The sequence below is a fragment of the Caballeronia sp. INDeC2 genome, from assembly GCF_023631325.1.
Taxonomy (GTDB): Bacteria; Pseudomonadota; Gammaproteobacteria; order Burkholderiales; family Burkholderiaceae; genus Caballeronia.
This window is the reverse complement of sequence record NZ_JALQDG010000027.1, coordinates 1-15,284: the sequence shown is the minus strand read 5'-3', so window position 1 is coordinate 15,284 and position 15,284 is coordinate 1. Positions and strand designations below refer to the sequence as shown.

Annotated in this window: 9 protein-coding genes and 5 pseudogenes; 4 read left to right on the top strand and 10 right to left on the bottom strand. The window is 59.9% G+C overall.

Going from position 1 to position 15,284, the window contains the following annotated elements:
* Positions 1–16: 16 nt before the first annotated feature.
* Complete coding sequence (locus NCS28_RS15615; protein ID WP_250514665.1) at positions 17–1,261, bottom strand: ABC transporter substrate-binding protein; 1,245 nt, start codon at positions 1,259–1,261, stop codon at positions 17–19.
* Positions 1,262–1,394: 133 nt separating this feature from the next.
* Complete coding sequence (locus NCS28_RS15610) at positions 1,395–2,561, bottom strand: ester cyclase (RefSeq protein ID WP_250514664.1); 1,167 nt, start codon at positions 2,559–2,561, stop codon at positions 1,395–1,397.
* A gap of 497 nt (positions 2,562–3,058) precedes the next feature.
* Between NCS28_RS15610 and NCS28_RS15605 the strand changes: the two genes are divergently transcribed.
* Positions 3,059–3,733 carry a beta/alpha barrel domain-containing protein gene (locus tag NCS28_RS15605; RefSeq protein ID WP_250514663.1) on the top strand — a complete coding sequence of 225 codons (675 nt, stop codon included), beginning with the start codon at positions 3,059–3,061 and terminating at the stop codon, positions 3,731–3,733.
* A gap of 115 nt (positions 3,734–3,848) precedes the next feature.
* On the opposite strand, the gene hisD is transcribed toward NCS28_RS15605, so the two are convergent.
* A complete protein-coding gene (hisD, locus tag NCS28_RS15600; RefSeq protein WP_250514662.1) occupies positions 3,849–5,168 on the bottom strand; it encodes a histidinol dehydrogenase in 1,320 nt (439 codons plus the stop codon).
* 189 nt (positions 5,169–5,357) lie between these two features.
* On the opposite strand from hisD, the gene NCS28_RS15595 reads away from it, so the two are divergent.
* Positions 5,358–6,407 (top strand): LacI family DNA-binding transcriptional regulator, encoded by a 1,050-nt coding sequence (locus NCS28_RS15595; protein ID WP_250514661.1) that lies wholly within the window; start codon positions 5,358–5,360, stop codon positions 6,405–6,407.
* 452 nt (positions 6,408–6,859) lie between these two features.
* Here NCS28_RS15595 and NCS28_RS15590 read toward each other — a convergent pair.
* The 4 genes and pseudogenes from NCS28_RS15590 to NCS28_RS15575 form a co-directional block, all read right to left on the bottom strand.
* A pseudogene (locus NCS28_RS15590) lies at positions 6,860–7,309 on the bottom strand (IS630 family transposase); the annotation flags it as partial.
* Positions 7,309–8,238, bottom strand: a pseudogene (locus tag NCS28_RS15585) (IS3 family transposase); the annotation flags it as partial. The pseudogenes NCS28_RS15590 and NCS28_RS15585, both read right to left, overlap by 1 nt.
* A 261-nt stretch (positions 8,239–8,499) precedes the next feature.
* A complete protein-coding gene (locus NCS28_RS15580; protein WP_250514660.1) occupies positions 8,500–9,285 on the bottom strand; it encodes an alpha/beta fold hydrolase in 786 nt (261 codons plus the stop codon).
* Between the two features lie 46 nt (positions 9,286–9,331).
* The gene (locus NCS28_RS15575) at positions 9,332–10,240 is read right to left on the bottom strand and encodes a porin (protein WP_350029799.1); all 909 of its coding nucleotides are present in this window, start codon (positions 10,238–10,240) and stop codon (positions 9,332–9,334) included.
* Between the two features lie 123 nt (positions 10,241–10,363).
* On the opposite strand from NCS28_RS15575, the gene NCS28_RS15570 reads away from it, so the two are divergent.
* Positions 10,364–11,398 carry a LacI family DNA-binding transcriptional regulator gene (locus NCS28_RS15570; protein ID WP_250514658.1) on the top strand — a complete coding sequence of 345 codons (1,035 nt, stop codon included), beginning with the start codon at positions 10,364–10,366 and terminating at the stop codon, positions 11,396–11,398.
* Between the two features lie 177 nt (positions 11,399–11,575).
* Here NCS28_RS15570 and NCS28_RS15565 read toward each other — a convergent pair.
* The 3 genes and pseudogenes from NCS28_RS15565 to NCS28_RS15555 form a co-directional block, all read right to left on the bottom strand.
* A pseudogene (locus tag NCS28_RS15565) lies at positions 11,576–12,515 on the bottom strand (transposase family protein); the annotation flags it as partial.
* 408 nt (positions 12,516–12,923) lie between these two features.
* Complete coding sequence (locus tag NCS28_RS15560) at positions 12,924–14,072, bottom strand: IS110 family RNA-guided transposase (protein WP_250514657.1); 1,149 nt, start codon at positions 14,070–14,072, stop codon at positions 12,924–12,926.
* 65 nt (positions 14,073–14,137) lie between these two features.
* A pseudogene (locus tag NCS28_RS15555) lies at positions 14,138–14,600 on the bottom strand (transposase family protein); the annotation flags it as partial.
* Positions 14,601–14,872: 272 nt separating this feature from the next.
* Between NCS28_RS15555 and NCS28_RS15550 the strand changes: the two are divergent.
* Positions 14,873–14,994, top strand: a pseudogene (locus NCS28_RS15550) (IS5/IS1182 family transposase); the annotation flags it as partial.
* Between the last annotated feature and the right edge of the window lie 290 nt (positions 14,995–15,284).

The following is a 15,284-nucleotide window of genomic DNA, read 5'->3' as shown; positions in this document are numbered from 1 at the left end:
ACATTCGTCGCGCCGCTTAGCGTAGAAATCCGCTGGCCCGTGCCGATGCAGTGTAGGCGGACTCGACGTTAGCGAGCGTTGTCGCGGCATCTTGGCGGCCGAGCAGGAACTGCGGCAGTTCGCTGCCGAGTGCTGCGTGCAACAGATCCATATACGGCACCATCGGATACGGTTGCGGGCGCGCGCGCGCCGTCGCGAGCACCCCGGCCGAGCCGAGGCCGGGGTGATAGCCGTCGGCGAGCCAGGTGGCGTCGTCGGGGTGTGCGCGCGCGACCTCGTTACGAATGCCGTGCAGCAGCGCAAGAAACGACGCCCTCGCATCCTCGTCGGACACATTGCGCGCAATCACGAAGCCGTCCCACCAGAGCGCGGCAGCGGGCGTGCTGCCGCCGCCGACGGTCGGCGCAGCAGCAAGCACCGTGTTGTCGGCGATCTCGGGCGCGGCGCCGTGCCGGTCGATCACTGTATCTGCCACCGATCCCCACTGGTTCATCATTGCGACCTTGCCGGACATATAGATCTTGTTCATTTCGTCCGCACCATAGGTGGTGTAGTCAGGCGCCATGTACTCAGTGAGCGCTTTCATCATATTCAGCGCCTCAATGCCCCGGCTGTTGTTAATCGACGGCTCGGCCGTACCCGGCTTGAAGAAGGCGCCACCGTAGCCGAGGTACATGTTCACGAACTCGGCGGCGACGTACCAGCCAGCCTCGTTGGTCGCGGCGAGCGGATATTGCATCAGGCCCTTCTTTCGAATGACCCTCGCCGCCGCGAGTATGCCCTCGTAGGTAGTCGGCGGCGCAATGCCGGCTCGCCGCAAAATATCGGAGCGATAAAATAGATGCTGGGCGTTGATGTCGACCGCGATTGCCATCACGTGACCATCGACTCTCACGAGTTGTTCGGGGCGCAGACCCGCGCCATATTGCGCGACCAGATCGTCGAGCGGGCGGATGAGGCCCTTGTCCATCAGCGGAAACAGCGAATTATTTGCGACGAATACGGCCGAATAGGCCGCTGGACTGATCTGCAGTGCGGGAACCTGAAGGCTGTCGTGCTGCGTGGTTTCGTTCGCCGTCACGCTGACGGTGTCTGATGCACAGGTCTGCGCGGCGCCGGTGATAATGCGCAGCGCCGCGAAGTCGTTCGCGAGGATACGCACCGAACCGCCTGGGATGTTGCAGGCAGCGCGCGCGATTACAGGAAATGCAAGCGCCGTCGCAAGGGCCGCGACGCCTGCCAGGGATATGACTTTCTTCATGGATGTCTCCGCTGCCGTCGGCAGGCCAGCCGTGTATCCCGACCGTACCCGCCGCCGTGCCACCGAATCGGCAACGCACACGTGACGCACGCATTGCCCGCCCGTACGCGCCGAAGCGCGGCTCACTGAGGTCTTACTTGTTGATCTGCATGAGGACGCCAAACTCGTTGAACATCGTCCACTCCTTGGTGACCTTGCCGTCCTCGATCACCCAGTGCGTGATGCCCCAGAGATTGATTTCGCGGCCCGTCGGCGCGCCGTAGCGACCGTTGCCGCGATGCGTGCCGAGCATGCTCCAGCGGATCGCGATGAGGTAGCCCTCGCGTGCGTTGCCCATCCAGTAGAGATCGTCAATCGAGTAAAGCATGTCGGGGAACATCGCCAGCATTGACAGGATGAACGACTGGAGTTGTCCTTGGCCGTGGAAATTACGGCCCGCCGTCACCTGGACGAGCACGGACGGATGGTAAACGCGATCGATCGCGCTCAGGTTGCGGCGATTCCAGATCGTGTGCAGCGCGGCTCGCACGAATTCTTCAGGGTTGTCGCCGATGTGCCCGGGAATCGGCATGCGCGGAGGCTTCGACTGACCGCTCATGCGCTTCGGCTCACTGCCGAGAAAATCCCTCGGCAGTTGCGCGCCAACGTCAGACTGCGCAAGCTTGCGCGCGGTCTCGACAACGTCGTAACCGAGTTGCTGAACTACCGACGCCGTGTCGTACACCACGTGCTCGTAAAAAATTTCGTTGTCGCGCGCAACGCAGTTCGCGAGGCACCAGAACTGCACGCGGCGACCGGTCGGCTCGCCATAGCGCGTAAAGCCCGTGTTCGTGCCGACGATGCGCGTACGGTGGGAAGTATGGAAGCCGATCGTATCGTCGCCGGCCCAGATTACTTCGTCGGCGACAATGCGGATGTCCGGAAATGCGTTGTTCAGCGCGATGGTGTCCGCAACAATCTTGTCGCGACCGAACTGCAGCGCGAGATCGTCCCATACCGCGCAGTCATGGCTATACGTGTCGTAAATATAGCCGATGTCCTTCTCTTCCCAGATCTGGTGCGTGATCCGGACGATGTAGTCGACGATGTTCACATAGGTCTGCTCGAAGCCGTGCATCGGCTGCGTCACCGCGTGCCTCGGCGCCTGACCGAGAAACGCGTCGGTCCCACCGCGACGGTACGCGTCGAGAGAAATCGCAAAATCCTTCGGCATGTGCTGCGACGACAGCGCCTTGAACTTGGAGCGCGCTTCGTCCGTGTGCGCCTGCGTCTCAGAACCCGACTTTAACTGCGCAGCCATGGCTGGCCGCGGCGCCTCCTCGGCAGCCGAGGGTTTTGCCGCACTTTTGGCGGCCTGTTCGCTCTTTCCTGTCTGTTCGCTCATCATCTCGCGTCCTGTCTCTTCATAAACCCGCCATAGGTAGCGCGGCTCGACTCACTCTGCGCCGGTCTCACCGGCGAGAACCACGCCTCATGTCGGTGGCGTCGCCCGTTACGAAACTATAACCAGCCAATTTCCGTATAGTCAAGTTAAATGCCCGAACGGTCACAAAAACAAGGTAGGATACAACGAAGCGGGCAGAAAGGCCTTTAGCCCAATTCGCGCGGTGAAGGACAATCGGCGTCTGAACGAACGGCTTCGTAGTCCATGAGATGCGACCGCTTGGCCCGAAACATGGGTACGCCGTACGTCGATACGTTGCATATTTTGTATTTTCGGTCATGATTTTTCCCGTTCGGGCATTCCCGCCTAAGTGCGTAAACTGCACAGTTAGTCTTTTCACTTTCGGAGCCTCAATGGAATTCGCGCTGTTCCTTACCCGCAACGATAAGACCGTGGCCGACTGTCTCGAACTATTCCCGCAGTTCCAGGTCCTCGGCTTGCGGCATTTCGGATTCAAAGACGTCGGCGTCGAATACGGAACGTTGCAGGCACTTGCCGACGCAATCCACGCCGCGGGCGCACTGTCATATATGGAAATCGTGTCAGCTGCGAAGAACGAGTGCCTGCGCTCAGCGGAGCTCGCCGCGCAACTGGGCGTGAAACGCCTGCTCGGCGGTACGCATGTCAAAGAAATCCAGGCGGTCCTCGTCGGCACCGCGACGCAATACTTCCCGGCAGCTGGTATCCCGGTCGGCCATCCGGTGCGCCTCGAAGGTTCTGTGCCGCAGATCGTGGACGACTGCAAGCGCTTCATGGACCAGGGCTGCGCAGGCGTCGACCTTCTCGCGTACCGCTCGACCGACGCCGATCCGCTTGAACTCGTGGAGGCGGCGCGCAAAGTAGTCGCGCCGGGCGGGCTGATCGTGTCGGGTTCGGTCGGCACCCAGGAGCGCATTCGAGCGATTCGCGAGGCAGGCGCTGATATGTTTACGGTCGGCAATGCGGTGCTCGATTGCACTTACCTGCCGAACGAGACATCTGCCGTCGAGCAAGCGCGAGCGATGTTGCGCGACGTCGACGCCTCATAATGCAACGCGGCTCGTGGCGCTATCGCGCGCCACGAGCCGCATCGTCGGAATGGCCGGAACAACTAGAATCAAAAAGGGTGAAAACCGCCGACAGGCGGCTTGGCACTTCCCGGTTTTAGACCGCGGCAGGCACTGCGCTCGCGTACGGCACATCGCGATGGCCATAGCGACGCACGCGGATGTTCGCCTGCTCGCCGTGGGCGATCATTCCTTCAATTGCGCACAGTCGTGAGCAATATGAACCGATAAGCGCACTCGCCTCGTCGGTCAGCACTTTCTGGTAAGTGCAGGTCTTGATGAACTTTCCGACCCACAGACCGCCCGTGTAGCGCGCCGCCTTGCCCGTGGGCAGCGTATGGTTTGTGCCTATTACCTTGTCGCCGAACGCGACGTTGGTGCGCGCGCCGAGGAAGAGCGCGCCGTAGTTCTTCATGTTCGCAAGGAAATAGTCGGGGTCGCGCGTCATCACCTGCACGTGCTCCGATGCGATGCGGTCGGCCTCATTCACCATCTCGTCAATGGTGTCGGTGACGATCACGGCGCCGAAGTCGCGCCACGAGACGCCTGCCGTGTTTGCGGTCGGCAGAATCGCGAGCAGCCGCTCGACTTCGGCGATGGTGTCCTGCGCGAGCTGCATCGAATTGGTCAGCAGTATGGCAGGCGTGTTGAAGCCGTGCTCGGCCTGCCCAAGCAGATCGGTCGCGCAAAGCTCGGCATCAACGCTGTCGTCGGCAATGACGAGCGTTTCGGAGGGGCCTGCGATGAGGTCGATGCCGATGCGGCCGAACAGTTGCCGCTTGGCTTCAGCGACGAATGCGTTACCCGGCCCGACGACCATCGACACCGAATCAATCGTCTGCGTGCCGAGTGCCATGGCCGCGACTGCCTGCACGCCGCCGAACGTGTAGATCTCGTCCGCGCCACCTAGATGCATAGCCGCGATGACGGCCGGATTCGGCCTTCCCTGCACCGGCGGCGAAGCCGTGACGATGCGCGGTACACCCGCGACCTTCGCGGTCACCACGCCCATGTGCGCCGATGCGACGAGCGGGAACTTGCCGCCGGGCACGTAGCAGGCCACGCTATCCACTGGAAGGTTCTTGTGGCCGAGCACAACGCCAGGCAGCGTTTCCACTTCGACGTCGCGGATCGCGTCGCGTTGCACCTGTGCGAAGTTGCGTACTTGTGCTTGTGCAAACTTGATGTCGTCGAGTTGGCCTGGTGAGAGAGCACGCACGCACGCCGCAATCTCATCGTCCGACAAGCGGAAGCTTTCCGGCGACCAGTTATCAAATTTTTTAGAAAGCTCCACGACGGCTGCGTCGCCCCGTGCGGCGACGTCGCCGAGAATGTCCGTGACGGTGTCGCGCACCTTTGCGGCGTCCTGCGAACTGTCTTCGTGGCTGCGGCCGCGCTTGAGATACTGAATCGCCATGCTGATGTTCCTTTCAGGAAATGATGTTGGTCGGGCTCGCCTTCTCGACATCAAGGCGTCGTTGCACCCGGGTCCCCAGACTAATGCAAACAGCAGTGCAAAAGTCGTGCAAACACTACCGACTTTCCCCGAGCGATTTGTACTGCTCGAGCGCACTTATAATGGTTCTTTCACGCTTCCGCCGCGATCATGCAAATACCTGCAAAAATTCAAGATCAGGCTCGCGCGCCGAAGGCCCGCCTCGAAGATATAGCGCAGCGCGTTGGCGTGTCGGTTTCGACTGTGTCACGCTCGCTCGCCGGCAGCCCGCTGATCAGTAGCGAAACGCGCCATGCCGTGCTCGCCGTGGCATCAGAGCTCGGCTACCGCGTGCCCGCTCAGGGGCGTCGCGTTCGCAAGTCGGAGACAAGGCTCATCGGTGTAGTGTTGGGCGCGCTGCATAACCGCTTCATGACGCTGCTGCTCACGCATATCCACGACACGCTGCAGGAGTTCGGCTACCACGTCACGCTCTTCATCGATCCGATGCACGATCCGCATAACCTGCTCGCCTTCCGACCTCTCATTGACGGCTATCTGGATGGACTGATCTTCGCCACCGCGACCCTCGATTCGCCCATCGTGGCCGAGATGCAGCGGCGCGGCATTCCGACGGTGCTTGTGGTCCGGTCAGTCGAAAACGTCGCCGTGGATACTGTCGAGATTGACAACGTCCATGCCGGCGGCGTCGCGGTGGAACATCTTGTCAAGTTGGGGCACCAAAGAATTGGCTTCGTGCTGGGACCACCGAATACCTCGACCAGTCGGGACCGTGCTAAAGGCGCGCTCGCACAGCTCCTCAAGGTCGGTCTGCCGCCTGATGCGGCTTCGATCGTCTGGGGGGACTACACGACCGAGGCCGGCTATTCGAGCGCGCTGTCGATGCTGGGCGATCCGAACCCTGTCACGGCGATCGTCGCGGGCAATGACACGATTGCACTGGGCGTACTCGAGGCGGCAGCGCGGCGTGGAATCGACGTGCCAGCGCAACTCTCGGTAATTGGATTCGACGACATGCCGCTCGCAGGCTCGCCCCTGATCAGTCTTACTTCAATCCGCCAGCCCGTTGAGGCGATGGCGCGCACGGCGGCTCGACGACTCATCGAACGCATTCAGGCGGGCGGTATGAAGGCACCAACGCACGACGTACTTCCAATTCAACTTGTCTGCCGGGAGACGACGGCGCCGTGGCGCGGCTAATGTAATGAGGCGACTGCTGAAAGTGGTCTGCGTGTGTGCCAAACGAGGTTGGCTCGTGCTGGCTTTGGAGCGAACTTATATTGTCCGATCAACCTTGCCAGGACAAGAATAAGGAGTCTGGGAAGCAATGGCCAGGTGTATCCTCATGAACCGGGTGGTAGAGCGGCGAGATGATCAGCAGGGGCTTGGTTAGTTAGCCTTCGCGAATGATGTCCAGGAAGCCGTGCACCGCGGGCGTAAAGGCGCACAAACGCATAAGATCCGAGTTCGCAAGGTCTTCGTGCATATGTCGCAAGCCAAGCCCTCAAGCCGCTGGACGAAATAAGTCCGACCGCCGCAGGCGCGAAGGCTAGCAACGCCGCAACACCCGGAGGAGCAGCTTTGCAGTAGCCTTGGAACGGCCTACCCAGATGCAGAAGAGGGCCCCTCAAGGTTATTTGAAGGGTCCCTCTCTAGTGTTCCGTCCCAGAAATAACTCTACATAGCCGAGCCACTTTCTTGAGTATGGAATCGGCGGTTGCGGTCCAGACAAATGGACGGTTGTGCTGGTTGTAGCGTGCAACATAGCGCTCGATGCTGGTGATGAGTTGGCGTACACTTCTGAAGGATCCGCGTCGGATAGCCTGCTGCGTGATCAGGCCAAACCAGCGCTCTACTTGATTGAGCCAGCTCGAATAAGTCGGCGTGAAATGCATGTGATAACGCGTGTGTTTCGCCAGCCATGCCTTGACCTTCGGGTGCTTATGCGTAGCGTAGTTATCGACAATCAGATGCACGTCAAGATCGTCCGGAACCGCCTGATCAACGTGTTTGAGAAAGGATAGAAACTCCTGAGGCCGGTGACGCGACTTGCATTGTGCGATAAGGTTCCCTCGGTTTTTCGCCTTCCAGAGGCCCCGGGTTATGCAGCCGCATCCCTTGTCCGCTGAGCCACAACCCAGTCTTGCATGAACTGGGTTGGCGACACGAAGCCAAGCGATGAATGACGACGACTGCGGTTATAAAACACTTCGATGTATTCGAACAAGTCCGCGACGGCTTCGCGTTGCGTGCGGTACCTCGTGCCATGCACTCGCTCGTTCTTCAGACTGTTGAAGAAGCTTTCCGTCGGCGCGTTATCCCAGCAACTGCCTTTGCGGCTCATGGAGCATTGCATGCCGTACGAGTTGAGCTTGCGCTGGAAGTCGTGGCTGGCGTATTGACTGCCCCTATCCGAGTGATGCAGCGCGCCAGGCGCGGGCCGACGGCGGAACCATGCCATTGTCAGCGCGTCGATAACGAGTTCCGTGTTCATGCGCGGCTTGACAGACCAGCCCACGACCTCCCGGTTGAACAGGTCCAGCGTAACGGCCAGGTACAGCCAACCTTCGTCGGTCCAGATGTACGTGATGTCCGAGGTGAACACCTGATTGGGCCCGGCCGGCGCGAAGTTGCGATTCAACACGTTCGGCGCGACCGGCAACTTGTGCCGGGAATCGGTTGTTACGCGGTAACGGCGCTTGTGGCGGGCTCGAATACCGTTGGCGCTCATCAACCGCTCTACCCGTGCCTTGCTGGCTGGGAAGCCGCGAGAGCGAACCTCTTCGGTCATGCGCGGCGAACCGTACGCGCCTTTGACCTCGGCGTGAATCGTCCGAATCAACGTGAGCAACTGCGCATCGGTCAGCCGCTGACGCTCGGGCGTGCCGCCGCGCTTCCAGGCGCGATAGCCATTAACGCTTACGCCAAGGACCTCGCACAGCGCCAACACGGGATATTGCCGGCACTGCGTGTCAATCCAAGCCCCCTCGGCCTTACCCGCTTGCGCGACCATTCGCCACCGATGGTTATCTCAAGCTTTGCTGACATCGGACCCGAGCGTCGGTTGTGCGCCCTTTGTCAGCGCGGCAAGTGGACCGAATGCAGTCAGGCCTACTAGAAAGAGAGCCCACCCGAGACTTCAATTGCCGAACCGTTCACGAAATTCCCGTCATCGGAAGCAAGAAATACGTAGACGTTCGAAGCCTTTGTAACGTGCCGTGAGCGACACGACTCCCCGCCCACAAGGAAGCGATCGGGCCGACCAATGAAGCGGTCGGCCCGGGCCTATGCACTACTGCGCGAAGCGGGCGAGAAACTCACCCGCGACCTGGTTGAACTCGTTCGGTGTTTCGAAATACGGCGAATGACCGGCTTCCTCGAACGTGTAGCTTTGCGCGTCAGGAATCAACTTCGCGACATGCAAATGGCTGGTCGGAGTCAGAAAATCGTCGTGTGAGCCACCCCCGATGAACGTCGGCACCGCATATCCGGCGAAGTCGTCCGGATGAAGCTTGACGCAATCGTCCTGCATGGTGCGAGCGTCGAAGGGCCCGTTGAGTTGCTTGATCTGGCTGTACAGGAAGAACCGTTCCGGACGCTCGGCGATGGTCCTTCGATTCCAGCCCACCCCGTCGCTACGCCCTCCACCTAGGCGACCGCTATTAAAAATGTCGCCTGCCTCGGTGAGCACGCGCCAATTTTCCTCAGACCAGGCAGGCGTCGGCGAGCCCGTGATGAACAGACAAGACACTTGCTCAGGGCTCTGTACGGCAAGCGGAAGACCGGCCCACGCGCCGAGCGACTGGCATACGAAGGCCGCCCGGTTGATGCCTTCGGCATTCATGATTGCGCGCATGTCGTCGGGGAAATACTTCGGGTGGGTCAGTTCGGATTTGCAGCGCGATCGTTTGAAGCCACGCAGATCGACGGTAATGACCTTGTAGCTGCGGCTGAAGTAAGGCACCTGCTGAAACCAGCACATCGTATTGCCGCCGCCGCCGTGCACGAAAATAACAGGGTGGCCTTCTCCATGAATCTCGTAGTAAAGCTCTGCATCATTGGTGTTGACGATTGGCATGACTTGCTCCTTGATTTGAGCGCGGCCGGACAGCCGCGACGATGAATCAGAACTTGTTGCGAATTCCCGTTGTAACGACGATCTGGTGACCGTTGCTCGATGGCGCTGCAATACCTTCGATCCACGCGTTGGCATTCGAGGCGCGCTGCATCGCCGCACTCAGATAGAGATCGGTACGCTTCGACAGAAAATAGTTGGTCCCCACCGTCAACTGGTGAAAGTGTGCATTGGAATAGCTCGGCGATGAACTGGTCTGATTCGTATAGACGTACCCTGCGCCCACCTGCCAGTCCGGCGTAATCAGCCAGCGGCCGTTGACTTCGTAGTTCGCGAAATGCAGGCTGCCGCCGGCCAGAAGATCGAATTGCGCAGCGGTGTACAAGAGCGCGACCGTAGCAGCGCCAAACGTATAGGCGCCGCCGCCTCCGAACACGCGGTTGTCTTTCACGTTCGCGATGATCGACGTTGTCGTGGAGTAGTAGTTATCTGAAGCAATGGCGCCGGTCAGACTGCTCGCCGGCGCATCCAGCCGCGCATACGCGACGTCGAGCCGCAACGGACCGTTGACGTAGTCCGCGCCCGCGCTCCACGTGCGGTTGCCTGCGAACGCCCCGGGCGCATTCGAGAACCCATAGACTGCTTCGACCGTCAGACCACGGAAGACGGGGCTCGTGTACTTGACCGAGTTCTGCGTCCGATAGGTGTTGTTGAGATCGTCCGGATCGTAGACGGCATTACCGTACAGACCCAATGCACCGTTCGATGCTGCCTGCAGATAGGTCAGAAAGTCCTGCACGCTGTTATATTGCCGCCCCAGCGTGATCGATCCATATGCCGGATCAGAAATGCCGACCCACGACGAGCGTCCGAACAGCCTGCCCGCTTGCAATGCGGAACCGTTCGACGGATTGAAGCCGTTCTCGAGGACGAAGATCACACGCCGACCGCCGCCGATAGACCATAATGGCTATATTGCTCCGCTGCGCCTGTTGCCCTATGAAGTGCGCAAAGCCGTGCAAGCGGTTTGAACGAGACTGAGGACTAAGGTTAGAATCTCGTCTTCGACGAGTGCTCGCATATGGCGCTGACAAAACCGCTATCGCCCCGCACTCCTAGGGCGACGTCGTACGACGTCGCACTGGCGGCGGGGGTTTCCCAGTCGACCGTTTCGCGATGCTTTCAAGGCGACCCGCGGATCTCTGCTGATACACGGGCGCAGGTGCTGAGGGTTGCCGAACAACTTGGGTACCGGCCAAACTCGCTCGCGCGTTCGCTCATTCTCGGGCAGTCAGACGTCGTAGGGGTGATCGTCACGAAGTACACGCTTCGCTTCAATCCAGACGTTCTTTACGCAATCGGTGAGCAGCTGGCCGCGCACGGCGTAAAACTGTTGCTTATTGCAGTCGACGACGACGCGTCGGTTCATCATGCGTTGCGCGATACGGCCGATTTTCCGCTGGATGGCCTTATCTCGTGTGCATCAATGCAAATTGCCGATATCGAAAGTTTCCAGCGCCACGGAGTGCCGGTCGTATTCGTCAACCGGCAGTCGTCCTTCAAAGGCGTTGACAGCGTTTCGACCGATAATGCTTCGAGCGCGTATGAACTAGCCGATGCCTTGTACGGTGCGGGACACCGTCGTTTTCTCTGTATTGGAGGCCCCGATGGGGCACCGGTCAGCGACGCTCGCATCGACGCCTTTGTCGCACGCTTGCGCGAACGCGACGGCATTTCCCTTCATCTCGTCCATTCGGACTTCTCCTATGATCAAGGATATGCAATGATGCTGGAGCACGGGGCATCGTCAAAAGCCCCGTTTGAAGCAGTCTTTTGTGCAAACGATCAAATCGCGCTTGGTGTACTTGATGCCTGCCGGTTCGAACTGGGTCTTTCAATTCCCTCGGATATTTCGATCGTTGGTTTCGACGATATACCAGAGGCTGGGCGGCCTACCTATCAGCTAACCACAATAAGACAGCACGTCGACCGACTCGCTGCGGAGGCAATTCGCCTTCTGTCGACGCGACGTGAGGCGCCGAAACTGAAGCGGAGAGCCGTCGTCGTTCCCGGCGTCCTTGTCGCACGAGCCTCGGCTCGCTTGATTCAACCATGAACCGAGGCATACTCTCTGAATTGCAAGGTCGCTGCAGGTCGCCGAGCTGTCCCGCCTTTGGCTTTCGTAGCTTAATCGCCACGACCTTTGAATCTAGCTTTGACCGCGCTTGTGTCACGGCAAAATTAAAATGTCGTACCGCCGGCTAAATACAGATGTCGTGTTTTTGATGTGTGATTAACTCTGTTCGCGACGGTTTGAATCCAAGTAGTGTTGAAGGACGGCCTTGATCGGACCGGGTTCTAGCCGTTCAGCGAGGGCGAGCAGACGCTGGCCAGGTCTTGAGGGCGTCTTAGACTGCTGCGCGACCTGCATGATTGCCTGGTCCAGATCGGCTCGCGTAAATGCACGCGCCTTCTTCGTGCCGGGCAAGGGCTTGGGAGTGCGTACCGCCGCACCTTGGTTTGTGCGGGACGGCGAGCCTGAGATCCGACGGTTATCGCGCTGCGCCTGCAGCGCTCGCGCGATCTGCAACGAAGCAACGAATGACCAAGACGCCTGTTCTTGATTATCGCGCCTTGGTCGATGTCTGCGAGCTCGCCATACCGCATGGCATGCAGCACGCTGCCGTCAGCGCGGATTTCGAGGCGCCCATCCGGGTATTCCCACACGTCAATGTAGCGGCCGATCAGCCTGCGGTTCGCTGCCGCGTCATCGAGTAGTCAGAGTACGCGATCGTTCAACAAAGTCAGGTCCTCCGGTACCTTGCGCTGTACTCGCCAAGTCAAAACCGCGTCGAGGTTCTCGTCATCGCGTAGCGGCCGGTGTGGGTCGTGCGTGCTTCTTGGCGGCTTTGCGAAGCGTGTGTTATAGGCCGCCATGAAAACGCAGGCAAACGCGTTTGCAGCTGGAATGGTGCTGATGTCACGCAGGCGCAACTCCTTCACCGGCGATCCTGCAGCGTCAGATGAGCCCGTTCGACGCGTCCCTTGGCGGGGCTGCTGTTGGCGCAAAATGTGTCAATGTTTAGCTCGTGCATTGCGCGACCAAACTGGGTGACGCCTTTGCCCGCCGTCTCCTCGCGCTTGTGGACGTAGAACACGCTCGCGCGGTCGCTATAGAATGCCACCGGCTTGCCGTGGCGTTGGAGATACGCGCGCGTGGCCTCGAAATAGCTTCTATGAAGTATTCGAAGTCAAGCCCCCTCGATAGCGGTTTCGATCGCCAGATTCTCTCTTTGGACTCCACGAGTTATCCACCGCCTGCCGGCGGAGTCTCCTCATGTAACACGACATCGGCAGGCGGTGGATAACTCGTGTGCGTCAACAAGTGGTTATCGGCTTTCTTTCCCTCCTGCTCAACATGTCAATAGTCTTTGGTTCGGAGCGCTCGATGTCGGGCGTATGCCCGATCTAACTTCTATCCGTGCCGGCACCACCGCCGGTCACCCTATACCGCATGCGCTAACGCGGGCAGCGCTCCGTTCGGACGCGCCCCATCTGAAAGACGATTGCCCATCGGGCAATCCTGCTATTTCACGGGCGCGCAAACCTTGAGACTCGTGCCGTCTGTCAACGCAGATGGTTCAGGTCGCAACCACACTGCGGTCCGCCTTGATGGTTGCTCCAATCGGAATCTCGCCATGTTCCGCGTACCGCCATAGCGCGATCGCGAGACGGCGAGCGAGCGCAACAATGCCGATACGTCGGGCACGCTTTCCTGCGCCAGCAAATCGTTTATGGAACCATTGGCTCAGTTGGCTTGCGGGCTGGTGGCGTAGCCAGCACCATGCGAGTTCGACCAAGAGCCAGCGACAGCGCCTATTGCCGGCCTTGCTGATGCCTTGTTCTGTTTCGCTGGTCCCGCTGCTATATGGCGTGGGCGCAACGCCCAGGCAGGCGGCAAGCTCTCGACGGTTGTGAAACTTGCGCCAACCAAACAACTCCTTTAGCAGCGTCCATGCACTTCCGGTACCGACACCGGTCAGGCGCGCTAACGCCGCAATTGAGGGTTGCGCGCCGCCACGAACTTGCTGCTCCTGAACTCCCTCAAGCGTCTTGATTTGGTGGATCACAAGTGAGAGTCGCTCAAATTCACGCTCGATCTCGGCACGCAGGGCGGGGAGCAACTGCTGAGCGTGCTCGGCCCACCAGCGGGCCCAGTTACGACCGCCTACGCGCTCTATGCGCAGGTTGTGCAGCACCAGAAGCGAACGGATCCGATTGATGTGAGCGGTGCGCTCGTGTCGGAGGCGCTCGAGTTCACGATGCACGCGACGTTCGTCTTCCTGCTGCGCGCTTGGGACTCGCGCGACTGCCCAGACCCGACGTTCGCCAGCGTAGTAGCGCATCAGCATGGAAAGCAGCTTGTCGACGTCAAGGCGGTCGGTCTTCGCACGTCGTGAGCGTCGGTTCACCTCAATACTTGCCGAGTCGACGACGAGATTGACAATCCCTTGTACGCTCAGCCAACGGTGCAACCAGAAGCCGTCGTGGCCCGCCTCATAGCAGCTCATCACCAAGGTGTCAGCGTGCAGATGACAGCGAGCTTTGGCTTTCGCGATAGCGGTCAGGACGGAAGCGGTGTCGCCGGCCGCTACCGTGCAACGGCTGGGAGCACGTATACCATCACCGAGTGCCAGCTTCCAGTCCTTTTCGCCCAATTCAAAGGCGACAAACAGCTTGCAGGTCACCGCGGTGTCCTGTGCGTGTGGGGTTCTTTCGGGTGCGTCCATTGCGTGCTCCTTCCGGGAAACGGTCAGATAACCGTTTTACTCCTGGGGGCTTACGCGGGCTGTCCCTCATAGTATCTGAAAGTCGATTCGGTCGGCGCGAAGTGCAAGTGCAGCAGCCGGCTCGTCGCGTCTTCGACAAAGACCAGCAGTGCGCACGCGGGCCCCCGGTCTTCAAACGAGTAATGATCGCTGCCGTCGATTTGTACGAGCTCACGGAAACAGGCTCGTCGGGCGCGCGGCTGGTAGATCTTCGGCGGGGCGTTGTTTGCGCGGCACCCAAAGGCCGGCATCCGTAATCAGGTGCCGCACGGTTTCCTTCGACAGCACGAGGCCATGGCATTCACGCAGCTTCTCGCACGCCAGCGTCGGACCAAAATCGGCGTAGTGCTCGTGGATCAGTCCCAGCGCCCGGTCAAGCACGGTTTGCGGCAACTGAGGATTGCTGCGCACGCCGCGCCGCTGCGAAACAAGATCAGCGGCGCCTTCGGCGCGGTAGCGGATCACGAGCCGCTCGTTCTGGCGCCGGCTCGCCACGCGATCTCATAGACGAGCCGCGATATCGAACTTCGAGTCAGCTTGTCGCGCGCGGGTCAGCAAAAAAAGACCGACGCTAGGCGTCGGCGCAAAGGCCCCGTGGGAACCTGAGAGAACTTGAAACGGACGATCTTATACATGTTGGCGCCGAACGGCCGCGGTCAGGCCCACGGTAGCGGCCTAGGCAAAATCGTCTACCGCGTCGCGCGCTCGATGCATGGGTGTCGAGTTTCGCTACCCCTTTGCCGCCGCGTGTCATTTGCAAACGCTGGGTTGTGCAGTGGACGATCTCGTGGCTTCACAATTTTCGCCGACTGCGAATTCGCTTCGGGCGCCTCGCTTTCATCCACGAGGCTTCCTCAAAATTGGTTGCTGCATCGTATGCTGGTGACACTTCTGAAAAAGTCTTTCTGCGAACCGCCTCTTAGAGATTGCGCAGCGCGGCGGTTTCTGACCAGCAGGGACGAGGACAAGCAAAGGATTGCGCATCGGAATGCTGACGCACTATTCCGCCCGTAGGCTTCGGCCGTGTCGTGCGGCACGGCACCGCATCCTGAAGCCTCGGCCCTAAAGACGAGATGGCCTCGAGGTCGCCCTCTCGGTAAGCGGCTCGTCTCGACCGTTGTAGGGGGTGACCTCAGTACGCAGCACAATGATGTCCATCACTTTCGATTGATG